This is a genomic window from Bacillus sp. WC2503 (genome assembly GCF_052682895.1).
On the sequence record NZ_JBQYMD010000001.1, the window covers coordinates 3,874,303 to 3,895,416 of the forward strand.

The following is a 21,114-nucleotide window of genomic DNA, read 5'->3' on the forward strand; positions in this document are numbered from 1 at the left end:
ATTTAAAATTTTCAGTATATTTGTTGATTTTTAGACAAATTTTTAATGACAAAATTCGATTCACATCGCATATATTATAAAGTACGATATTAATAGATTCACAAACCCTCAAGGTGGTGAGCAATACATTGATTCATAAAAAAATATATAATGCTAGAAACTTAAAAACAGCGAAAGGCACTTTAATTATTGAAGGTCCTGTCTCTACCCATAATCTTGAAATGTATGAATTCCATCCAGATTTAGTTGCGTTTCGTCCTGCCGAGCAGCAATATAAAGCAATTGTCGAAATTTCTAAATTACCAGAAGCACGTCTTATTATTGCTAGACATGACCAAACGATTGTTGGATATGTTACATACTTGTATCCTGATCCGCTCGAACGATGGTCAGAAGGAAAAATGGAAAACTTAATTGAGCTCGGGGCAATTGAAGTCGTCCCAGCCTTCCGTGGGTGCTCTGTCGGAAAGAACTTATTAGAAGTTTCTATGATGGACAATTATATGGAAGATTACATTATATTGACGACTGAATATTATTGGCACTGGGATTTAAAACAAACAGGCTTAAATGTTTGGGAGTACCGAAAAGTAATGGAAAAGATGATGAATGCTGGTGGTTTACAATGGATGGCTACAGATGATCCTGAAATTTGTTCACATCCTGCCAACTGTTTAATGGTCCGCATCGGTAAACGCGTCGATACGGATTCTATTCAAGCATTTGACCGTCTACGTTTTCACAATCGTTTTATGTATTAATAAAGGGGGCAACTGGAATGATTGTAGAAGAAATTATGAATCAAGATGTGGTGACACTACATCCAAACGATACAATCGAAACAGCAATCCGAACGATACGCACGAAAGGCATTCGGCACATTCCAATTGTCGATCAAAATAATCATGTTGTAGGCATTATTTCTGATCGGGATGTAAGAGATGCAAGTCCGTCTATTTTAGATGAACAAGTTTCACTCGATATGCTGAAGCAACCACTTGAACTTATTATGAAACATCCTGTTATGACTTGCCATCCTCTCGATTTCGTTGAGGAAATTGCTACTTTATTTTTTGAAAATAAAATTGGCTGTCTCCCTGTTACAAAGGCTGGAAAGTTAGTTGGAATTATTTCTGAATCTACTGTACTGCACACGTTAGTAAAATTAACAGGAGCACATCAACCAAGTTCGCAAATTGAAATTCAAGTAAAAAACGAACCTGGTATTCTTGGAAAAGTCGTTGCTATTTTTAGTGATTTACAAATCAATATCGTGAGCGTTCTCGTCTACCCAGCAAAAGATGAGAATGATAAAGTACTCGTTTTCCGCATTCAAACGATGAATCCTCTAAAAGTGATTGATGCACTTGAAGCAGAAGGCTACCGCGTATTATGGCCAAACATCATGGGGATGCAAGCATGAGTAGCGCGTTTATTTATTCGGATGACTTTCGGGGCTATTCATTTAGCCCTGATCATCCTTTTAACCAACTGCGCGTCACACTTACGTATGATTTATTACAAAAGGGCGGTTTCATCTCTCCCTCTCAAATCATCTCACCACGGATGGCTACAGATGAAGAGATTGCCTATGTTCATACAGAGGAGTACATAAATGCGGTAAAATGTGCTGGAGAAGGAAAGTTAGAAAAATCAATTGCGATGACATATGGACTCGGAACAGAAGATACACCGATGTTCCCAAATATGCACGAAGCAAGCGCACTGCTCGTTGGCGGTACGTTAACAGCTGTCGATGCTGTTCTTTCTGGAAAAGTAAAACACGCACTTAATTTAGGCGGCGGCTTACATCACGGCTTCCGTGGCAAGGCATCTGGTTTTTGTATTTATAACGATAGTTCTATCGCAATGAAATACATTCAAAAGAAATACGGTTTACGTGTTTTATATATTGATACTGATGCTCATCACGGCGATGGTGTACAATGGTCATTTTACGATGATCCTAACGTATGCACCATTTCATTACACGAGACCGGACGTTATTTATTCCCTGGAACTGGCGCTGTAAATGAACGTGGACAAGGTAATGGCTATAGTTATTCTTTTAACGTTCCACTCGATGCTTTTACAGAAGATGAATCGTTTCTAGAATCATATCGAACTGTCGTAAAAGAAGTTGCCGCATACTTTAAACCGGATATTATTTTAACGCAAAACGGTGCAGATGCGCATTATTACGATCCACTTACACACCTTTGTGCAACGATGAATATTTACCGTGAAATACCGAAGCTTGCTCGCGAAATCGCTAATGAATATTGCGACGGTCGCTGGATCGCTGTCGGCGGCGGTGGCTATGACCACTGGCGCGTCGTCCCAAGAGCGTGGGCGCTCATTTGGCTCGAAATGAACAACATCCAAAACATCTCAGGTTATCTCCCTCCAGAATGGATTGACGCTTGGAAAGGACAAGCAGAAACAGAACTTCCCCTCACATGGGAAGATCCAGACAACATGTATAAACCTATCCCCCGTAAACCAGAAATTGAAGAAAAGAATGCATTAACTGTAGCGAAATCCCTTGAAATTATTCGGAATAATATGACAAAATCTTTGTACTAAACGAAAAGGAGGCTCGTTTTTTAATAGCCTCCTTTTATTTATTGTCGATTTCTGTCAGTAAGTCGATATATTTTAATAATCGCTGATATATTTCGAGTTGCGCCGATATATTCTAATAATCGCTGATATATTTTCATTTCATAACAGCCTGGCCCAACTTTTACGAGAAAAGGTCGTGATATTATGTGGAAACGACAAATGCTCCGCACGAAACGTGGTACATTTGAACTCTTTACAAAAGGGAATGGTGAACCGCTTTGTGTTACACACCATTATTCACAATTTAATGAAACTGGTGATTACTTTGCGGATGTTTTTACTGCTACGCATCGTGTATTTCTCATTAATTTACGAGATGCCGGTAGCTCTGTAACCGCCCAGTCAGAAAACAAATTAAGCATGATTGAAACAATCCACGACTTAGAAGCAATACGAGAAGCATTACAACTTCCAACATGGCATTTCGCCGGTCATTCAACAGGTGGTATGCTTGGAATTTTGTATGCGATTACATATCCGAATTCCTTACAATCATTAGTCGTAACCGGAGCTGCAGCAAGTGATTATACGAAAACATCAAACTGTATTTACCATTCCTACCATCCACAATTTCATTATATGCAAGAACTAATCGAGAACTTGAAAAACCCTCATCTTACAAATGAAGAGCGAAAGGAACTATCTACTAAGAGAACAAAATTATCATTGTATAAACCAGAAAACTATAACTTTTATTTTTGTAGACCGATCAAAAAAACAATGTCCACCAGCCGCATGAACGCTTTCGCTCATGAATATTCTTCATTTGATTTAAGAGAGTCTTTACCTTCTATTAAAACAAAGACACTTATTATGTGCGGACGACACGATGTGCAGTGCCCAATTCAATATTCTATCGAGATGCATGAGGGTATACGTAATTCTATCTTTATTCCATTTGAGGACAGTAACCATTATCCTTTTTTAGAAGAGGCTACCCACTTTATTTCTATCACACAAGAATTTTACAAAACGTTATAACAGGGAAAATCCAGTTTTGAGTTCAGTTACTATTAAAAAAATCTAAATAAATAACATATGAATTCACAGACTAATGTACTAATAAAAGCTCAAAGTCTCTATATGACTTTGAGCTTTATTTTTTAGAAGAAAAACTTCATACTATAATAAAATAAAAGATAAAAAGAAAAAAGGACTAAACCTAAATCAATAAATACTGACTTTTTATCTCCTTCTTTTACGCTGATCGTAATACCAAACATACTTCTAACCATCCAAAAAGCCACCAAAAATAATCCACCTAAATGGTCATTTGTATAATCTTTATCATAAAACATTTGTATTGCACCAATAATTAATAAAATAAGTATGATATTAGTCCCAATCTTTAAAGCCTTGTTTGATTTAATATTCTTTCGTACATCCCCCAAAACCTAACACTTCCTCTCAAACCATCCTGCGTTTTATTTCTCTTTATATTTTAACACGAATTACCTAATATTCCCTTTAAAATTCAAATCATAAGTGTAATACACTATTACGCATATAAAAAACCTGTCAACACTTTGACAGGTTTACTACACATTAAAACGATAACCAGCTCCCCATACCGTTTCAATATATTGCGGGTGGGCAGGATCTCTTTCAATTTTTTCACGTAACTTTCTAATGTGAACGACAACAGTAGCTAAATCGCCAGCAGAATCTAATCCCCAAATACGTTCAAATAACTGTTCTTTATTTAATACTTGGTTTGGGTGCGTTACAAAAAATGTTAATAAATCAAATTCCTTCGTTGTAAACGCGATTTCTTCATTGTTTATAAAAACTTTCCTCGCTCGTTGATCGATAGAGATTCCATGAATATATAACGTATCACGTTGCTTACTTACATTTCCTGATAATCTTTCATAACGAGAAATATGTGCCTTTACCCTTGCGACTAATTCACTTGGGCTAAACGGTTTCGTTATATAATCATCCGCTCCTAATCCGAGTCCGCGAATTTTATCTATATCTTCTTTTTTGGCTGAAACAAGTAAAATCGGAATATCTTTTATAGCACGTATTTGTTTACAAATTTCGAATCCATTCATTTTCGGAAGCATAATATCTAAAATAATTAAATCATAGTCTTCTTGCAGAGCCATTTGTAAGCCTATTTCTCCAGAATGCTCTACATCAACTTGAAAATCACTAATTTCTAAATAATCTCGCTGTAATTCTGCAATACTTACTTCATCTTCTATTAGTAAGATTCTTTTCAATTTACTCACCACATTTCTCTACTTTTTCCAATGAGAAGAAAATGCTTGTGCCTTCTCTAGGCTCACTTTCCGCCCAAATTTCTCCGCCATGTTCTTCCACAATTTGCTTCGCAATCGCTAAACCAAGTCCACTTCCACCTGTGCTAGAGTTTCGAGATTGCTCTGCACGATAAAACCGTTCAAAAATATAAGGAAGTGTATCAGATTCTATACCTGATCCATTGTCCATCACTTTCACAATAACTTTATCGTTATCACTCGATACTGTTACAGCAATTTTTTTCTCTTCTTTATCCATGTATTTCACACTATTATGAATTAAATTTGATATCACTCTATTTATCTTTTCGCAATCAGCCGTTACATATAGTGGTGATGGATGTAATTGTAAGTACACTTCTATACCTTCTTCACTTAAATCCATCTGCATCTCTTCTATTAATTCCTGCATAAACATATTTAATTCAACCGTTTCAAACTGGAATGGGACTCGATTCAAATCGAGCTTCGAAAATAAAAATAGTTCATCAATGAGTGTATCCATATGTTTTGCTTTCGTATGAATCGTTGTTAAATACTTATCCATTTTTTCCGGGGTATTTGCTACCCCGTCCTTTATTCCTTCCACATATCCGATAATAGATGTAATCGGTGTTTTCAAATCATGGGAGATGTTTGAAATGAGCTCTTTTCGATTTTCTTCATACTGCGTTTGTACTTCAATCGACTCTTTTAACTTCTTCCTCATTTCCTCAAACCCTTGATTCAATTGACCTATTTCATCATGTGATGTAACTGGAATTTGAAATTCTAAATTCCCTTCTTTAATTCTCTCCGTCGCATCTTTCAATACAAAGATTGGTTTTATCACACTTTTTGAGACGAAATAGCTTACTAACCCAATGAGCAAAATGGCTAACAGTAAAAGTGCTACGAACAAAATCGGAAATAATTTTTGTGTAAGATCTACAAACGAACTTTGCTTTTTTAGTACAAATATACTCCCTTCTTCATTATTTTGAAAAGAAAAATCAAATTTTACATACCGATAAAATGTATCGCCTAGTTCCGTTGTACCACGACTATTAATATTTGCTGCTTCAAATTTCGGAAGGGCTTCTGTTACAGTCGAACTTTCAAAACCCTTTGTAGCATAAGAAATGGTTTCTCCCTTTCTTACAACTATTTTCACACCTTCTTTTTCAAGTGATGCAACGAACGATTCATCTAATAGTTGATATTGATGTTGCTTTGCCGCTCCTTTCAATTCAAGATACGCATTCTCTTCTTCTGGAGTCAGCGGCTTTTGAATATAAGAACTTTTATAAAAATTTTTCACTGCTTCCAAGTCACCTGTTATGGAAAATACAATTAAAAATCCCGCAACTAAAATAAGCGTAATGGAGACGAGAATAACAGCGATATAAGAAAATAAAAATCTTGTTTTAATAGACATCATTTACATCCTCACTTTATCACGCTATTTGTGGGCAGTAAGACTTCCACCTCAAAATTCGGTTAAAACAAAAAGTTAGATGAAAGTCGGGCTACCCGTAAACGCCCGATTGATTCAACTTTCATATTCATAAGCATAAAAATATATGTTCAATTACTCAAGCGATTTTATAGTAATTTTAGCGTCAGTTTATAAAAATTTAATGTTCTTATTTTACAGTTGAAATTAGGAGGTTGAAATTCCATGTTCAAAAAAACATTAAGCATGATATGTTGTGTAATTTTTTTACAAGGATGCTCGCAAGAACAAGAAGTAAAAAAGGAGATGACAAACATGGAGACTGCACTACTAGCAGCTACTGAAAAAAAACGAAACGAACACTGTTATATCTTTATTAAAACAAGGAGCAAATATAAATGCAACGGATAGTCAAGGACGCACCCCGCTTATGATTGCCACATACAAAAATGATATAAAGACCGCGAAAGCTCTTATCGATGCTGGCGCCGATGTAAATATCCAAGATAATATAAAAAACAATCCATTTCTATACGCCGGTGCGGAAGGTTACTTAGACATTTTAAAACTAACAATTGATGCTGGTGCGGATCCAGCACTTACGAATCGTTACGGTGGAACAGCTCTTATCCCAGCCTCAGAACATGGCTATATTACTGTTATAAAAGAACTCCTCACGCGAACAAATATCGATGTAAACCATGTCAATAATCTCGGATGGACAGCTTTAATGGAAGCTATCGTACTAAGTAACGGCGATGAAACACAACAACAAGTCATTCGCCTGCTCATTGAACACGGCGCAGATGTAAACATTCCCGATAATGATGGTGTCACCCCACTAGAGCATGCTCGTGCTCATAATTTTGAAGAGATAGAGAAGATTCTAGTAGAAGGACGTAAGTAAAAAGCTAACTTTTGCCTTCCTCCCCCACCCTATGCTACATTTAACCCGTTACATCAATATTGATAGGGTGGGAATACAAATGAATAAACCTAAAATTGGGATGATTGGACTTGGAAGTATTGCACAAAAGGCATATCTTCCAACACTTACGAAAGAATTAGATTGGCATTTTGTTGGGGCATTTACACCTAACGCGGAAAAAAGAAAACAAATTTGTCAGCAATACCGTATTCAAGACTTTCATTCTATTGAAACGTTAGCTTCAGAATGTGATGCAGTTTTCGTTCATAGTTCCACTGCTACACATTATGAAATCGTTTCTGAACTTCTGAAAAAAGGAATCGATGTTTATGTAGATAAGCCGTTAGCAGCTACAGTAGAACAAGCTGAAAAACTAGTCGAATTGAGCGAAAAATACAATCGAAAATTAATGGTCGGATTTAACCGCCGCTTCGTTCCTATGTACGTTGCTGCAAAAGAACAGGCTAATGCTATTTCATGGATTCGAATTGAAAAACACCGTACAAATAAAGTGGGGCCAAATACGTACGACTTTACTATGTTAGATGATTATTTACATATTGTAGATACTGCTCGCTGGTTAGCTAATGATGACCTTAACGTCGTTCATAATATGATGCAAATAAATGAGAAAAATGAACTTCTTTACGGCCATCATACATATACAACAACAAACGGACTATTACTTTCAACAGCAATGCACCGCCATGCTGGTACAAATTTAGAACAAATTGAACTTGTAACAGCAGGAAAAATCATTCGCGTAAAAAATATGAATACATTTGAAATCGAACAGGAAAATTCCGTTTCACAAAGCGGTTCTCCCTCATGGGAAACGACGTTAAAGCAGCGTGGTTTTGAAGATGCTGTTCATCATTTTATTGAATGTGTACACGGAGATACGAAGCCTGTTGTAGATGGATTAGAAGGATTAAAAACGCAACAAATGCTACAAACTCTACTTGACAAAGTAAATAAAAATTAAAACGGATACATTTTTCAGAATTTACTTTCATTCCCATTTCCCCTTTATTTCTCTCGTAAATTTCTATAGAATATGTTGATAGGAATTATAAATTTCATAATGAAACGTGGAAAGGATGGGATTAACACATGTGGAACGAGTTTAAAAAGTTCGCTTTCAAAGGGAATGTAATTGATTTAGCTGTCGGGGTTGTAATCGGTGCTGCATTCGGTAAAATCGTTAGTTCTTTAGTAAAAGATATCATCACACCATTACTTGGTATGGTATTAGGTGGCGTTGACTTTACAGATTTAAAAATCACATTTGGTAAGTCATCTATTATGTATGGTAACTTCATCCAAACAATTTTTGACTTCTTAATTATTGCAGCAGCTATCTTTATGTTTGTTAAAGTATTCAACAAACTAACTTCTAAAAGAGAAGAAGAAAAAACAGAAGAAATTCCAGAACCAACAAAAGAAGAAGAACTTCTTGGCGAAATTCGCGACTTATTAAAACAACAAAATTCTTCTAAAGATAGAGCATAATTGAACGGATAAAAAGGCATGCCCCTCTCGGGACATGCCTTTTTTATATGTTATAACGTTTCCGAATTCATATGAATAAATAAAATAATACCAGCAACCATAAGTACCATAATACTACCTGCAAATAGTGTAATACCGATGAACATTAAACTTGTGCTCATGTCCACTGATACACTTTCAGTAAAAATAGAAATTACATACGTGATAAGGGCAATTCCTGCAAGAATACTTCCTGGAACAAATCGCTTTAAGCCATTTTGTTTTAACGTCATATATGCAAAAAAAGCAGTCGTGCAAAGCGTAATTATCCAAAGAATGATCATCTTTTCTCCCCCCTCACAAACCTTTTCTTTCTATTATACATGACATTGCCCTATAATAGTTGAATTTGCACTTATGTGACATATAACAAGGGATCCTATTCTATATTATAGCCTAGAATAACATTGCAGGAAGAAAATCGATTTTCGTTACAAATAAATGGTTGTTTTTCCCTTTTGTTGATATAATTGTTATATAGAAATATTCTTTGTAAGGGAGTGTTCATAATGATATGGATTTCACTAATCGTATTAGCCTATTTCATCATTCTCGTCCCAATACAGTATAACTACATTAAGATGTTCAAAGAAAAACAGCAAAAAATGAATGTCGCACAAAATGAACTATACGACAAAATGTCTTATGAAGAATCCCAAGTACATTACCATTATCAAAGTAACGTATTTACAATACCAGCTTCACTTGTAGCAAGTATTGTTTATAAAGTGAAACATTCGGCATAAGGAGATTTCCCAAATGTACGCTGTAAAATTATTGTTTGAATCTGTTCATTCAGGTGAGCCTAATCCTAGTAAGATAGATGAGCATTATGAAGAGAATCACGATACGCTTTTTGAAGAAAGTATCATTCTCGTTAAAGCGAACAGTTTAGAGGAAGCTCATGATCTAGGGAAAAAGATCGCTATACAATCAGAAAATACGTACGATAATGTATACGATCAACAAGTAACATGGAAGTTTCAAAAAGTACTTCATGTTTTTGAGTTAGATGAAACGCCATTTGAAACAGGAAAAGAATTGTACGCAAGATTTTTACACGTTAAGAAAAATGAAACTGTAGATACAGTAGTTAAAAAATACTATCCTGAATATGAATAAAAGCTCACAGCAATCGCTGTGAGCTTTTTTATACTTACTTCGTTGAATCTCTAAATTGGATACGGTGAGGTAAGATAACAGTGTGATCTTCCACTTTTTCTTTGTTCATATACTTTGTTAATAAACGCATTGCTACTGCACCGATATCATACATTGGCTGTACAACTGTTGAAAGCTGCGGGCGTACCATTAGTGCAAGGCGTGTATTATCGAAACCAAGTACTTCTATATCCGTTGGTACGTTTAATCCAGCATCTTGAGCTGCGTGGATTACACCTAGTGCCATTTCATCAGAAGATACGAAGATAGCTGTTGGCTTTTCATCCATACTCCAAAGCTTTTCGAATGCTTCGATACCTGAATCATATGTGTAATCTCCATCGATTACAAGATTTTCATCATATGAAATACTTGCTTCTTCTAAAGCTTTTTTATAACCTTGTAACTTTTTAGCGCTTCCCGCTTTATCAATGAAAGGACCAGAGACGAAACCGATACGTTTATGTCCTTGCTCAATAAAGTGCTTCATTGCATCGTAAGCTGCTTGTGTATAATCAATATTTACTGATGGCGTTTCATTTTGCTCATCAAATGATGCTGCTAATACAATCGGTACTGGAGACTTTTTAAATTCTTCAATGTGAATGTCTGTAATATCTTCACCCATGAAAACAATTCCGTCTACTTGTTTTCCAAGCATCGTATTTAATAAATGGAACTCTTTCTCTTTGTTTTGGTCAGAGTTACTTAAAATGATGTTATATTTGTACATTGTTGCGATATCTTCAATTCCACGAGCAAGTTCTGCATAAAACGTATTTGAGATATCAGGAATAATAACACCCACTGTAGTTGTCTTCTTACTTGCTAGTCCACGTGCTACCGCATTTGGGCGGTATCCTAAACGATCAATTGCTTCTAATACTTTCTTTCTTGTTGTAGGCTTTACATTTGGGTTACCGTTCACAACGCGAGATACGGTAGCCATTGAAACGTTCGCTTCGCGCGCTACATCATAGATTGTTACGTTCATCTCATCGCACACTCCTTCTATTTTTGTTATCTATTTTTATGTATCGGTTACTTGAATGAAAAAAAGACATCAACTCTATTTGCAGATGCCACCAATCGTCCCGAGTTCTTCCTTTTACTAATGATACGATAAAAACGCAGGCTCATACAATATTTTCCCGCAAAAGTTTCGAAAAAATTCGCTTCTTTTCTCGTATTTTCGTATTTTTTATGAAAAAAAGGGTATTTTTTGTAAAAATATAGATGTTTCATAAGTAGAAACCGTATTTTAAACCGTACGATAGTAAATGAAATTGATATGAGCGATTTTTCAAATATATTGACCACACCTCAAATTATATCGGCGATTATCCGCATATTTCGACCACAACTCAAATTATATGAGCGATTTTTCGCATATATCGATTACAACTCAAATTATATGAACAATTTTTTAAACATATCGATTTACCAACAAAAATCGAACACAACAGGCACTATATAATAGAGAGGAAACTGTTCCAAAATGTTTTTTGGAATGCTTATTTCTTTTTTGTGATTTACTTCCAAATACTTTTAATTCTTTCATAAAGTCATTGAACTGTGAGATATTCATTTACTGCGCTGCATCTGCACCAATTGCCATCGCTGCTTTTGCAGCTGGTGGCAGAAGGTCACGTTGCCCTGTAGAATGCGTAACATCGACAACGATAGGTAAATGTGTTTCTTTCTTTAAAATCGATACAGCGGAGATATTAAGCGTATTACACGTCGCTCTTTCATACGTGCGAATACCTTGTTCACATAAAGACAACTTATTATAGCTGGTACATATACAATTATCACACGATATACCGCAATGAATTACTATAAAAAAACATCGAACATTTTCACTCACAATAAAAAAAGACAGTTTAAAACTGTCTTTTTTTACAAGAAGGAAACAAACGGTTTATCGCTGTTTTTCTCTTTTACAATAACTGCCTCGATTTTACTCTCGGACTTTATTTGTAATTGTACTTTCGCATCTTTAGGCAATTTCTCTAACATACCTTGAGCAGCCATTTGAGTAAGAGCCATTAATTCTGTTTTACCATTATATTTAATAACAATATTCATATTTAATGTATCCATTTGATTTTTCTTATAAGTAACTTTAGCATTAACTGGGATAAAATCTCCAGGAGAAAACTCTTTTATTGCCTTACCAAATTCACTTATTTTTGTATTATCTTCTCCATGTGCTTGTGTAAATTCATCAGAAGGATATGAATACGCTTTTTCATCGATTGTATTCCAACTTCCAAGGTTCGTATCATTTTTTTGAACGGTAGCACTAGCAATATACGTACCATTTTTTAACGAACTTGTACTTTCTTGTTTAAAAATAGCAAACGTAATTGGAGATTTGTTATATTTATCATTTTTATTAATAGCTTCTATAAGTTGTTTAGCAACTTCAGTACCTTTAGAAATGGCTTCTTCATTTGATACACTTGTAGACATAGATAAACCAATCATGACACCAGATAAACTTAATTCATTTGAATTCTGTTTCCCGAAATAGTCTTGTTCTATAATATTCGTTAAAACTGGTGCTTCTACTTTCGCGACTAGTTCATCAATTAACTTCTCTGGAATATACTGATTTAATTGTAATACGTGATTTTCTGTATCAAATTGTTGCATTGCAATATTCATTAAACCATTTTCATACTCTGCTAAATCTAATTTAGAATTTGTTTTTATATTAGCTGTATTAATAACCTTTTGTTCTTTTAAAGGAATAACAGTTCTATAATAATCTTTAGAAACAGCAGTTCTCGGAATCATACTTTTTTCTTTTGTATCTTTTTGTATAACTTCATCCTTCTTGCTAATCGTATTATTACTACAAGCTCCCAGTAATAAGCTTACGACTGCGAAGGATAATGCCATTTTCTTCATTACTTAAAACCCACTTTCAACAATCTAATTATTTAGTTTGAACTATTCATAGTGTACCATTAAATATATTTCAACAAAAACAAAAAAAAGAAGCAAGCACCTTTAGCTTGCTTCTTTTTACTTTATATTCTCTTCTAAAGCATCTTTTTTAATATTCCAATGAGAAGTATTCCATACTACTAGCCCATCTTTTATGTATAACACTTGTGGTGATTCGTGCTTAATACTGTACTGTTCTGCAACACGATTCGAAACATCTCTCGCATCTTGCACGTATAAGTAATACGCTGGTACTTCTCTTTCTTCATTGCAGTACGCTTGAAACTCTGTGTATGCACCATGACTAATCGGACATGTCGTACTATGTTTAAAAAGAACATAAGGCTCGTTCTTTTCTACTAAGACTTCAAGCTCTTCAATTGTTTCAAGTTTTGTCATATTCATCAAGATTCACCTCTCATACGAAATCTAGAGCGCTTCTCGTTCTTTTCAGCTTTTTTCTCAATTTTTTCTAATTTACGCTCTTCTTTTTCAACCTTCTTCTCTTGTCTCGATGCACGGTAATGATTGTATACTTCAATCGCCGCACTACTCCACTGTACAACTTGCGCTACTTTATCTGCATTATTTTCAATTTCGTCCGTAACAGACTCTGATACATTACGAAGTTTCGTATTTAAAGAATGGATTGTTGTTCCAATTCCATCTACACCTGCTACCACTTTATTTAATGATTGCGACTTCTGTTGAATATCATCAGCTAACGCATTTGTTTTATGTAATAATTGCTCCGTCTCTACACTAATTCCTTGCATTTGCTTTTCTAAACCTTCTAACGTGCTCGCAACGTTTTCTAACGTCTTCTGAACCGATAACAACGTTCTACATACATACACTACTAACACAGCAAAAGCAACCGCGATAATAGCCGCACTTACATATAAAAGAACTTGCATTTCATCACTTCCTTTATCTTTTTTCATACTTTATCCTATTATACAATCATTTTCCGTTTCATTCTAATCCCTATCTTTTCATTAGAATTTTCATACTTATTCGTTAACTTTAACATAAATGATTCAACAAATTCCACTAAGTAGGTTACAATAAGAAAGGATACATAATTAGTAGGGAGGCTTTACATATGAAAGATCCACGCATTGAAAAGTTAGCATACAATTTAATTAACTACTCTATTCGCTTACAAAAAGGCGAGAAAGTATTAATTGAAAACTTTGGCTTACAAAAAGAACTTGTAACTGCACTTGTAAAAGAAGCATATGCAGCTGGTGGTTTCCCATTCGTTTCTTTAAAAGATCATCAAGTAGATCGCTCTTTATTAATGGGTGCTACTGAAGAACATTTTGAACAAATCGCCGCATATGAAGCGAGCGTAATGAAAGATATGGACGCTTATATCGGGCTTCGCTCTGGCGACAACATTAACGAACAAGCTGACGTTCCAAGTGAGCGCATGAAAGTTCACGGTCAAACAGTTGGTAAAAAAGTTCATAGAGACATCCGTGTTCCGAAAACACGCTGGGTTGTTCTTCGCTACCCAAATGCTTCTATGGCACAGCTTGCTAAAATGAGCACAGAAGCTTTCGAAGACTTCTACTTCGAAGTATGTAACTTAGACTACGGTAAAATGGATAAGGCGATGGATAGCCTTGTTACATTAATGAATAAAACAGATAAAGTTCGCCTAACTGGTCCTGGAACTGACTTAACATTCTCTATTAAAGACATTCCAGCTATTAAATGCTCAGGTCATTTAAACATTCCAGACGGTGAAGTATACTCTGCACCAGTTCGTGATTCTGTTAACGGTACAGTTTCTTACAACACACCATCTCCTTACAACGGTTATACATTTGAAAATGTACAACTTAAGTTTGAGAACGGCCAAATCGTTGAAGCAACTGCAAACGATTCAGAGCGCATTAACAAAATCTTTGATACAGACGAAGGTGCACGCTACGTTGGTGAATTCGCAATTGGCGTAAACCCATACATCTTACATCCAATGGGAGACATCCTATTCGATGAAAAAATCGATGGTAGCTTCCATTTCACTCCTGGACAAGCTTACGACGATGCATGGAACGGCAACAACTCTAACATCCACTGGGATTTAGTATGCATCCAGCGCCCTGAATATGGCGGCGGCGAAATTTACTTCGACGACGTACTAATCCGTAAAGACGGGCGCTTCGTTGTATCTGAACTAGAAGCTTTAAATCCTGAGAACTTAAAATAATAATAAAAACGCTCGGGATTTTTTCCGAGCGTTTTTTTATCTTCACTCTATATTGAGCTACTTTTCTCCCTTTTTGTTTGCTGGAAGTGAAAATAATACAAAAGCGCCACTGCAATAGTACCAATCAATATCGGAACATATAAAGGCAGATCCCATTTCATATATACTCTAGTGCAGCCAACAATCACGAACAAAATTTCCAAGCAAAACAAAGGTTTTACATATTTCATTTCTTCCCTATCATTTCTATTTTCACATTTGGATTTTCTTTTTCTACAAGTGATACAAACTGCGTCATATCTTGCGGCATCGCAATCATATGTACTTTGTATGCATTCGTCGTAATTTCAAGGGACTTCCCAACTTGACGAATTATTCTTATCTCTTTCAATACGATATCATCATTTAAAATACCGTACTTTAGCACGCCATTTTCTACTTTATGTTTTTTAATAAATACTTCCCAAACGAGTGGTACATTTACAATAAAGCATAAACCCATCCCAATTAATGCTGACATCCACTGCTCTTTATTTGCGAAAAGCATGACAAGTGGATATACGAACATAAAAACTAACGTGAGACAAACGAAAATTACTACCGACTTACTTCTTTGAATCGGAATGTTCATACACGCACCCCCTAACTTAAATTATAACATTTTTTTCCATTTTAGTTCGTAAAAAAAGGCCATTTCTACATCACCTTTTTCACAATGTACCTATAAAATTTCTTATCTACCTGTAACACTGGAAAGTTTTTCGGCAACTTGTCTATACTCACACTTTGAAAACCATTCTTTTCATAAAAACGATGTGCAGCTAAAAATTTCACTGTTGTTCCTAAGTAAATATCCTTCAATTTTTTATCCTCAGCCCATGAAATTGCTTTTTGAAGCAACATATGTGAGGCGCCCCATTCTTTTCCACGAAACTCTTTTTGTACGAACATTTTTCTTAGCGCTACTTGATGATTCTCAATATCTAATAAAGCTACTGTTCCAACTACTTTACCATCATAAATTGCTACCCAAAAGTTTCCGTGATCCTTTTGATAGAATGTTTCTATTTCAAGTAAATCAGGTTGCTCTTCTTTCGTAATGGGAACATTATACTCTTTTTGCTGAATATGAACGATAAGATCTACTACTTCCTCTTGAAACGTACTTTCATACGGAATAATACGAATCTTCTCGTTCATCGAATATCCTTCCATTCTGAAGCTAGTAAACTATATACAGCGATATCATGAAAATGATCATATATCCATTCATCATCTCTTAAAATACCATCTAATGTAAACCCTAAACGTTCTGGAATCGCGCGGCTTTTCACATTTTCAACACCGCACCTGATTTCAACTTTATTCAGCTTTAAATTTTCAAATGCATAATGAAGTACAGCCTTTACGCTACGCGTCATAATGCCTTTCCCACCAGCATCTTCTGTAAGATAATATCCAAGACTCGTCGCTTTCTTCCCCCAGCTTACCGGATGAATTCCTACCATTCCAACGAGCTTTCCTTTGTAACGTATACCACTTTCAAAACCGTTTCCCTCTGCAAATTTCTTTAACCACATCGGAAAAATCTCATCATAAGCATCAGCAGATTTCGTTCCATCTACCCAAGGGAGCCATCTTCTTAAATGGTTACGATTTTGATCTAATAATTCATATAATTCCTCTTTATGATGTTTTTCTAATAGTTGTAGTTCAATTTCATCATCTACTCTGAGTGTGAACATGTTTTTTAACCCCTTTTTATTTTTCTTATTATTCTAACATCTCAAAATAAAAAATGTTAAATATTCACACTTTCTTTTGATTTTATTTGTATAAAACCGGAAGAATACAATACTCCCGTAACAACTAATATCATCCCTATACATTGTGCGGGTGTTATATTTACTCCTTCTATAAAAGAAATAAGCATTGTAACAACAGGCACTAAATTAAAAAATAAAGATGTTCTCGCTGCACCAATTTGAACAATTCCATTATTCCACCATAAGTAACCAAGCACACTCATTCCCATTGCCATGAAGAGAATCGCTCCCCAAGCTAATAAAGGAACCTCCGAAACGGGTACTATACTTTTTTGCGTGGAAGATATCATAATAAAGGCAAGCGCACCAATCGTCATCGTATATGTCGTCGTTTGTATTGGGCTACCAGCTTTAATAAATCTTCTGCCTAGTACACCGTATAACGCCCAACAAATATTCCCTAGTATAATATAAAAATCCCCTTTAGAAAATGATAAATGTTGTAGTGCGGTAAACGAGCCTTGTGTAAGCACAAAAACAACACCAAGTAGCGCAAGTAACATTCCAATTACTTGGCTCTTCACTATTTTCTCTCGTAAAATGACACTTGCTAATAACGTCGTAACGAGCGGATTTGTCGACATAATAAGTGCACCATTCATAGCTTCTGTATATTTCATTCCTAAAAAGAAAAAGAAGTTAAAGCCGAATACACCAACTATACCAAGCAAAAGGTAATAAGCCCTATTCTGTCTCCATACTTCCCACTCAAAATCTTTTCGTATTTTTAATAGACATAACATCACAAGTGCAGCAATTCCAAAGCGCCATGCCGCTATATGAATCGCTTCGAAATACTGCACCGCATATTTCGAAGCGTTAAATGTCCCACCAGTAAATATCGCAAATCCTAACAGCTGCGCATATACTTTATTCTTCATTGTCAGCCTCCGAGTTTTTCTCTTCTAAAAAACCGTAATAAATTTCTAATTTCTCTTCTGTTAGTTGAACTACTTTTTGCAATTGTTCCTGTTGTTCTTTTAACCGCTCTAAGTGAGTTGTTAAAATTAAAATTCTCTTTTTTACTTTCGTAGGTACTTCCTCTTTCCGCTGCTTGATTTCCTCTATAATACATCCATCACTTGCAAACTCAGCGATTTCTTCTAATGACATTCCAGTTTGCTTTAATGAATATAAGAATTTTAATAGACGCACATCACCTTCTGTATACTGACGAATGCCGCTATTTCGCGTTGGTGGTGGTAATAAACCTAACTTCTCATAATAGCGCAAAGTATGAATCCCCATCCCTGTTAACTCTGCTACTTCACCGATTTTATACATGTTCTCTCCCCCTTGTTTTTACATATTTATCTTACAACCTAGAGTTAACTCTAGGTCAATACGCAAATAAAATGAAACTTTAATCAGTGGGAGTTTTACTGCCCACAAATAGCGGGATAAAATATGAACACAACAAAAAAGACGCACAGCCAAGCTATGCGTCTTTTCTATTACTTCTCTGCAACTTGAACTTCTTTTACGTAAGCTGCTTCGAATTTTTGGATGTCTCCTGCGCCCATGAAAATTAGAACGCCGTTTTTATGTTTCTTTAATACATCCGTTGTTGTATCTGTAATTAGTTCTGCACCATCAATACGCTTTTGCAGATCTTCGATTGTTAAGTCACCTTTTTTTTCACGTGCTGATCCGAAAATATCACATAAGTATACTTGGTCAGCTTTGCTTAGGCTTTCTGCGAACTCATCTAAGAACTTTTCTGTACGTGAGAATGTATGTGGCTGGAATACAGCGACAACTTCACGCTCTGGGTGTTTTTGACGAGCAGCTTCAATCGTTGCGTTAATTTCTGTCGGATGGTGTGCGTAGTCATCGATGATAACTTGCTCTCCCATCGGCTTTTCATTAAAGCGACGTTTTACGCCTTCAAAAGTTGTTAATTGATGTTTAACTGCTTCTACATCAACATTTTCGTAATGGCAAAGCGCAATTACTGCTAATGCATTTAATACGCTGTGGTTGCCGTATCCTGTAATTTTGAACGTGTCATAGTACGTATTACGAACGAATACATCGAATATTGTACCATCTGTTCTCTTTTGAATGTTACGTGCTTGGAAATCATTATCTTCTCCAAATCCATAGAAAATAACAGGTACTTTCGCTTGAATTTTTTGAAGTTCTTCATCATCACCACATGCAATAATACCCTTTTTCACTTGCAATGCCATCTCTTGGAATGCACCAAATACATCATTGATGTCTGCAAAATAATCTGGATGATCAAAATCAATATTTGTCATAATTGCATAGTCTGGATTGTAAGACAAGAAATGACGACGATACTCACAAGCTTCAAATACAAAATACTTACTATTTTCTACCCCATGCCCAGTTCCATCTCCAATAAGGTAAGATGTCGGGTGTGCACCTTGCATTACATGGGCTAACAAACCTGTTGTTGATGTTTTTCCATGTGCACCAGTTACAGCAACACTTGTGTATTGGTTCATAAGGTCACCTAAAAAGTGGTGGTAACGATGTACTGGGATGTTTAATTCTTTCGCTGCTACGATTTCTTCATGCGTATCAGGGAATGCATTTCCTGCAATAATCACTTGTCCTTCTTTAACATTATTTTTATCAAAAGGAAGGATTGAGATATTACGCTTTTCCAACGCTGTTTGTGTAAAGAAACGCTTTTCATAATCAGACCCTTGAACAGTATGCTTCATGTCATGAAGAATTTGTGCTAATGAACTCATTCCTGTTCCTTTAATTCCTACAAAATGGTAAACTGTCATCTTAAAGAACCTCCAACATTTCGAACTAATACAACGGCCTATCTATAAGACAGTATATGAATCTTTTCTTATTTTGGTAATCATCATACATTTTGATGTAGTGAAGTTATTCTTTCTCTTCACTTATCAGGATAAACTCGTACGTACTTCTTTGTATGCCCATATCAAGTCCATTATAGCAAAAAAGAAGCCGCTATACTATGATAACAGAAAAACTGATAGGGTCAATCACCTATCAGTTTTTCTCTCTTTTACATATCTTCTCTTGTTTCTAATTGAACACGCTCTAGACGTGGGTTTGGACGATATTTACGGCCAGCTTTCGCTTCTGGTTTTCCATTTAATTCTACGTTATCACCAGTAAAGCCAATATTCATTTTTAATAAGCTACTTCCTACCCCGTATATATCCACAGGCACGTTTTGAGCTTCAAATTCACGAATACGCTTCTCATCAAATCCACCAGTTACAACGATGTCTACATGCTGGAATCCTTCCTCATCAAGTGCTTTACGAAGTGCAAATACAAGCGATGGGTTTACACCACGTGGATCGAATGTTCCAAGTACTTCTGGGTGACGAATGAAGTATTGATCAATCATTGTACGAGACGTATCGACACGCACGCCTTTTAATGTTGATCCAAATTCACGCGCTACGCGAAGTGCATCTGTAATGACATCATTATTGTAATCAATTAATACAACTAATTCATCTTCTGGGAATTTCTTATGATATGCTTTTGCGGCTTCCACAACATCACCATTAAACATTTGAATTAATGCGTGAGGCATCGTCCCCATACCACTTCTGCCCCACCATTCATTCATCGCATGCGTCGCTTGTGCGCTCATACCTCCGATGTATGCTGCATAACCGTCACCAGCTTGTTGTGTATAATGATCGTCACGGTCTCCCATGAAAATAACTGGTTTTTCTTTATCTACACTACGTGCAGCTTGGACAACGTTATATACGTTTGTCGCAACCGATGTACGACGAGCTAAAATCCCATCAATGACACCTTCTAAAAATCCGAAATTTTCATAAGGACCATGAATTGTTAACACTGTTTCAAATGGACTAATATTATCGCCATCTTTTAAAGAGTTAATTTCAAGTTCCTCAGGATTTTTAGCGAATGTTTGCAGCAATGCAATTACTTCATCTGTTCCGCAAAGAACTGCATTTTCCTTTTGGAAAAATTGCATCGTTACAATACTTTTCGGGCGAAATTCTTCAATGATTTCTCTAGTCTTTAAAAAGTAAACGGCAGAGAACCAACCTTCTCCAACACGTTCGTCAAATTTAAATGTTCTATTTGTTAGTCTATTTATTTCACCTTTTAATTTTAATTCAATTTCTTTCATGTCGCTT

At 35.7% G+C, this 21,114-nt stretch carries 25 protein-coding genes and 2 pseudogenes; 10 read left to right on the forward strand and 17 right to left on the reverse strand.

The annotated features are described in order from the left end of the window. Positions 1 to 128: 128 nt before the first annotated feature. From acuA to ACUN26_RS19910, 4 genes are all read left to right on the forward strand, one after another. Positions 129 to 761, forward strand: a complete 633-nt coding sequence (gene acuA / locus ACUN26_RS19895) for an acetoin utilization protein acetyltransferase AcuA (protein ID WP_000581398.1) — start codon at positions 129 to 131, stop codon at positions 759 to 761. A gap of 17 nt (positions 762 to 778) precedes the next feature. Next, complete coding sequence (locus tag ACUN26_RS19900) at positions 779 to 1,423, forward strand: acetoin utilization AcuB family protein (RefSeq protein WP_000634566.1); 645 nt, start codon at positions 779 to 781, stop codon at positions 1,421 to 1,423. Next, a complete protein-coding gene (acuC, locus tag ACUN26_RS19905; RefSeq protein ID WP_000092817.1) occupies positions 1,420 to 2,586 on the forward strand; it encodes an acetoin utilization protein AcuC in 1,167 nt (388 codons plus the stop codon). The genes ACUN26_RS19900 and acuC overlap by 4 nt, the downstream gene beginning before the upstream one ends. Positions 2,587 to 2,784: 198 nt before the next feature. Continuing rightward, the gene (locus tag ACUN26_RS19910; protein ID WP_002093169.1) at positions 2,785 to 3,606 is read left to right on the forward strand and encodes an alpha/beta fold hydrolase; all 822 of its coding nucleotides are present in this window, start codon (positions 2,785 to 2,787) and stop codon (positions 3,604 to 3,606) included. Positions 3,607 to 3,728: 122 nt separating this feature from the next. Here the strand turns inward: ACUN26_RS19910 and ACUN26_RS19915 are convergent, their stop codons facing one another. The 3 genes from ACUN26_RS19915 to ACUN26_RS19925 form a co-directional block, all read right to left on the reverse strand. Beyond that, complete coding sequence (locus tag ACUN26_RS19915; RefSeq protein WP_000503083.1) at positions 3,729 to 4,016, reverse strand: hypothetical protein; 288 nt, start codon at positions 4,014 to 4,016, stop codon at positions 3,729 to 3,731. A gap of 147 nt (positions 4,017 to 4,163) precedes the next feature. Next, the gene (locus ACUN26_RS19920) at positions 4,164 to 4,853 is read right to left on the reverse strand and encodes a response regulator transcription factor (protein ID WP_002039721.1); all 690 of its coding nucleotides are present in this window, start codon (positions 4,851 to 4,853) and stop codon (positions 4,164 to 4,166) included. A 1-nt stretch (position 4,854) separates the two neighbouring features. Continuing rightward, on the reverse strand, positions 4,855 to 6,309 hold the full coding sequence (locus ACUN26_RS19925) for a sensor histidine kinase (RefSeq protein ID WP_000023853.1): 1,455 nt from the start codon (positions 6,307 to 6,309) through the stop codon (positions 4,855 to 4,857). 243 nt (positions 6,310 to 6,552) lie between these two features. Between ACUN26_RS19925 and ACUN26_RS19930 the strand changes: the two are divergent. From ACUN26_RS19930 to mscL, 3 genes and pseudogenes are all read left to right on the forward strand, one after another. Then, positions 6,553 to 7,234 (forward strand): annotated as a pseudogene (locus tag ACUN26_RS19930) (ankyrin repeat domain-containing protein). Positions 7,235 to 7,313: 79 nt separating this feature from the next. Then, a complete protein-coding gene (locus tag ACUN26_RS19935; RefSeq protein ID WP_001039683.1) occupies positions 7,314 to 8,240 on the forward strand; it encodes a Gfo/Idh/MocA family protein in 927 nt (308 codons plus the stop codon). A gap of 128 nt (positions 8,241 to 8,368) precedes the next feature. Then, on the forward strand, positions 8,369 to 8,767 hold the full coding sequence (mscL, locus tag ACUN26_RS19940) for a large-conductance mechanosensitive channel protein MscL (RefSeq protein ID WP_000267005.1): 399 nt from the start codon (positions 8,369 to 8,371) through the stop codon (positions 8,765 to 8,767). Positions 8,768 to 8,817: 50 nt separating this feature from the next. Here the strand turns inward: mscL and ACUN26_RS19945 are convergent, their stop codons facing one another. Continuing rightward, positions 8,818 to 9,090 carry a DUF3917 domain-containing protein gene (locus tag ACUN26_RS19945; RefSeq protein WP_000585028.1) on the reverse strand — a complete coding sequence of 91 codons (273 nt, stop codon included), beginning with the start codon at positions 9,088 to 9,090 and terminating at the stop codon, positions 8,818 to 8,820. 225 nt (positions 9,091 to 9,315) lie between these two features. On the opposite strand from ACUN26_RS19945, the gene ACUN26_RS19950 reads away from it, so the two are divergent. Together ACUN26_RS19950 and ACUN26_RS19955 are read left to right on the forward strand one after the other, a co-directional pair. Continuing rightward, positions 9,316 to 9,552 carry a DUF3949 domain-containing protein gene (locus ACUN26_RS19950; protein ID WP_000637896.1) on the forward strand — a complete coding sequence of 79 codons (237 nt, stop codon included), beginning with the start codon at positions 9,316 to 9,318 and terminating at the stop codon, positions 9,550 to 9,552. Between the two features lie 13 nt (positions 9,553 to 9,565). Next, positions 9,566 to 9,928, forward strand: a complete 363-nt coding sequence (locus tag ACUN26_RS19955) for a DUF4288 domain-containing protein (RefSeq protein ID WP_000271416.1) — start codon at positions 9,566 to 9,568, stop codon at positions 9,926 to 9,928. 34 nt (positions 9,929 to 9,962) lie between these two features. Here ACUN26_RS19955 and ccpA read toward each other — a convergent pair whose 3' ends face one another. The 5 genes and pseudogenes from ccpA to ACUN26_RS19980 all read right to left on the reverse strand — a co-directional run bounded on the left by ccpA (position 9,963) and on the right by ACUN26_RS19980 (position 13,842). Beyond that, positions 9,963 to 10,961, reverse strand: coding sequence for a catabolite control protein A (gene ccpA / locus ACUN26_RS19960; RefSeq protein WP_001103299.1), 999 nt, complete (start codon positions 10,959 to 10,961; stop codon positions 9,963 to 9,965). 594 nt (positions 10,962 to 11,555) lie between these two features. Beyond that, positions 11,556 to 11,774 (reverse strand): annotated as a pseudogene (locus tag ACUN26_RS19965) (bifunctional 3-deoxy-7-phosphoheptulonate synthase/chorismate mutase); the annotation flags it as partial. A gap of 95 nt (positions 11,775 to 11,869) precedes the next feature. Continuing rightward, positions 11,870 to 12,886: a CamS family sex pheromone protein gene (locus tag ACUN26_RS19970; RefSeq protein WP_000738035.1), complete on the reverse strand. Its 1,017-nt coding sequence runs from the start codon at positions 12,884 to 12,886 to the stop codon at positions 11,870 to 11,872. Between the two features lie 117 nt (positions 12,887 to 13,003). Then, the gene (gene ytxJ, locus ACUN26_RS19975; protein WP_001057464.1) at positions 13,004 to 13,330 is read right to left on the reverse strand and encodes a bacillithiol system redox-active protein YtxJ; all 327 of its coding nucleotides are present in this window, start codon (positions 13,328 to 13,330) and stop codon (positions 13,004 to 13,006) included. Further along, positions 13,330 to 13,842 carry a DUF948 domain-containing protein gene (locus tag ACUN26_RS19980; RefSeq protein ID WP_033657337.1) on the reverse strand — a complete coding sequence of 171 codons (513 nt, stop codon included), beginning with the start codon at positions 13,840 to 13,842 and terminating at the stop codon, positions 13,330 to 13,332. Before ACUN26_RS19980 ends, ytxJ begins: the two co-directional genes overlap by 1 nt. A 188-nt stretch (positions 13,843 to 14,030) precedes the next feature. On the opposite strand from ACUN26_RS19980, the gene ACUN26_RS19985 reads away from it, so the two are divergent. Further along, complete coding sequence (locus ACUN26_RS19985; RefSeq protein WP_000654730.1) at positions 14,031 to 15,146, forward strand: aminopeptidase; 1,116 nt, start codon at positions 14,031 to 14,033, stop codon at positions 15,144 to 15,146. Positions 15,147 to 15,193: 47 nt separating this feature from the next. Here the strand turns inward: ACUN26_RS19985 and ACUN26_RS19990 are convergent, their stop codons facing one another. The 8 genes from ACUN26_RS19990 to ACUN26_RS20025 form a co-directional block, all read right to left on the reverse strand. Then, the gene (locus ACUN26_RS19990) at positions 15,194 to 15,376 is read right to left on the reverse strand and encodes a hypothetical protein (protein ID WP_044810179.1); all 183 of its coding nucleotides are present in this window, start codon (positions 15,374 to 15,376) and stop codon (positions 15,194 to 15,196) included. Next, positions 15,373 to 15,777: a PH domain-containing protein gene (locus tag ACUN26_RS19995; RefSeq protein WP_001025037.1), complete on the reverse strand. Its 405-nt coding sequence runs from the start codon at positions 15,775 to 15,777 to the stop codon at positions 15,373 to 15,375. The genes ACUN26_RS19990 and ACUN26_RS19995 overlap by 4 nt, the downstream gene beginning before the upstream one ends. Before the next feature lie 65 nt (positions 15,778 to 15,842). Further along, a complete protein-coding gene (locus ACUN26_RS20000; protein ID WP_001003144.1) occupies positions 15,843 to 16,346 on the reverse strand; it encodes a GNAT family N-acetyltransferase in 504 nt (167 codons plus the stop codon). Further along, on the reverse strand, positions 16,343 to 16,891 hold the full coding sequence (locus ACUN26_RS20005; RefSeq protein WP_000494651.1) for a GNAT family N-acetyltransferase: 549 nt from the start codon (positions 16,889 to 16,891) through the stop codon (positions 16,343 to 16,345). The genes ACUN26_RS20000 and ACUN26_RS20005 overlap by 4 nt, the downstream gene beginning before the upstream one ends. A 56-nt stretch (positions 16,892 to 16,947) precedes the next feature. Next, positions 16,948 to 17,853, reverse strand: coding sequence for a DMT family transporter (locus ACUN26_RS20010; RefSeq protein ID WP_000792466.1), 906 nt, complete (start codon positions 17,851 to 17,853; stop codon positions 16,948 to 16,950). Next, positions 17,843 to 18,256: a MerR family transcriptional regulator gene (locus ACUN26_RS20015; RefSeq protein WP_000276596.1), complete on the reverse strand. Its 414-nt coding sequence runs from the start codon at positions 18,254 to 18,256 to the stop codon at positions 17,843 to 17,845. The genes ACUN26_RS20010 and ACUN26_RS20015 overlap by 11 nt, the downstream gene beginning before the upstream one ends. A 170-nt stretch (positions 18,257 to 18,426) precedes the next feature. Beyond that, complete coding sequence (gene murC, locus ACUN26_RS20020; protein ID WP_000219459.1) at positions 18,427 to 19,737, reverse strand: UDP-N-acetylmuramate--L-alanine ligase; 1,311 nt, start codon at positions 19,735 to 19,737, stop codon at positions 18,427 to 18,429. A 251-nt stretch (positions 19,738 to 19,988) separates the two neighbouring features. Next, complete coding sequence (locus ACUN26_RS20025; protein ID WP_000658377.1) at positions 19,989 to 21,107, reverse strand: nicotinate phosphoribosyltransferase; 1,119 nt, start codon at positions 21,105 to 21,107, stop codon at positions 19,989 to 19,991. Positions 21,108 to 21,114 lie beyond the last annotated feature (7 nt).

Coding starts and splice junctions, on each gene's coding strand:
- ACUN26_RS20025 (WP_000658377.1), bottom strand. CDS start 21,107: ATGAAAGAAATTGAATTAAAATTAAAAGGTGAAATAAATAGACTAACA.
- ACUN26_RS19980 (WP_033657337.1), bottom strand. CDS start 13,842: ATGCAAGTTCTTTTATATGTAAGTGCGGCTATTATCGCGGTTGCTTTT.
- ACUN26_RS19955 (WP_000271416.1), top strand. CDS start 9,566: ATGTACGCTGTAAAATTATTGTTTGAATCTGTTCATTCAGGTGAGCCT.
- ACUN26_RS19990 (WP_044810179.1), bottom strand. CDS start 15,376: ATGAAATATGTAAAACCTTTGTTTTGCTTGGAAATTTTGTTCGTGATT.
- ccpA (WP_001103299.1), bottom strand. CDS start 10,961: ATGAACGTAACAATCTATGATGTAGCGCGCGAAGCGAACGTTTCAATG.
- mscL (WP_000267005.1), top strand. CDS start 8,369: ATGTGGAACGAGTTTAAAAAGTTCGCTTTCAAAGGGAATGTAATTGAT.
- ACUN26_RS19945 (WP_000585028.1), bottom strand. CDS start 9,090: ATGATCATTCTTTGGATAATTACGCTTTGCACGACTGCTTTTTTTGCA.
- ACUN26_RS19910 (WP_002093169.1), top strand. CDS start 2,785: ATGCTCCGCACGAAACGTGGTACATTTGAACTCTTTACAAAAGGGAAT.
- ACUN26_RS19925 (WP_000023853.1), bottom strand. CDS start 6,309: ATGTCTATTAAAACAAGATTTTTATTTTCTTATATCGCTGTTATTCTC.
- ACUN26_RS20015 (WP_000276596.1), bottom strand. CDS start 18,256: ATGTATAAAATCGGTGAAGTAGCAGAGTTAACAGGGATGGGGATTCAT.
- ACUN26_RS20010 (WP_000792466.1), bottom strand. CDS start 17,853: ATGAAGAATAAAGTATATGCGCAGCTGTTAGGATTTGCGATATTTACT.
- murC (WP_000219459.1), bottom strand. CDS start 19,737: ATGACAGTTTACCATTTTGTAGGAATTAAAGGAACAGGAATGAGTTCA.
- ACUN26_RS20000 (WP_001003144.1), bottom strand. CDS start 16,346: ATGAACGAGAAGATTCGTATTATTCCGTATGAAAGTACGTTTCAAGAG.
- ACUN26_RS19970 (WP_000738035.1), bottom strand. CDS start 12,886: ATGAAGAAAATGGCATTATCCTTCGCAGTCGTAAGCTTATTACTGGGA.
- ACUN26_RS19950 (WP_000637896.1), top strand. CDS start 9,316: ATGATATGGATTTCACTAATCGTATTAGCCTATTTCATCATTCTCGTC.
- ytxJ (WP_001057464.1), bottom strand. CDS start 13,330: ATGAATATGACAAAACTTGAAACAATTGAAGAGCTTGAAGTCTTAGTA.
- ACUN26_RS19900 (WP_000634566.1), top strand. CDS start 779: ATGATTGTAGAAGAAATTATGAATCAAGATGTGGTGACACTACATCCA.
- ACUN26_RS19985 (WP_000654730.1), top strand. CDS start 14,031: ATGAAAGATCCACGCATTGAAAAGTTAGCATACAATTTAATTAACTAC.
- ACUN26_RS19995 (WP_001025037.1), bottom strand. CDS start 15,777: ATGAACATTCCGATTCAAAGAAGTAAGTCGGTAGTAATTTTCGTTTGT.
- ACUN26_RS19935 (WP_001039683.1), top strand. CDS start 7,314: ATGAATAAACCTAAAATTGGGATGATTGGACTTGGAAGTATTGCACAA.
- acuC (WP_000092817.1), top strand. CDS start 1,420: ATGAGTAGCGCGTTTATTTATTCGGATGACTTTCGGGGCTATTCATTT.
- ACUN26_RS20005 (WP_000494651.1), bottom strand. CDS start 16,891: ATGTTCACACTCAGAGTAGATGATGAAATTGAACTACAACTATTAGAA.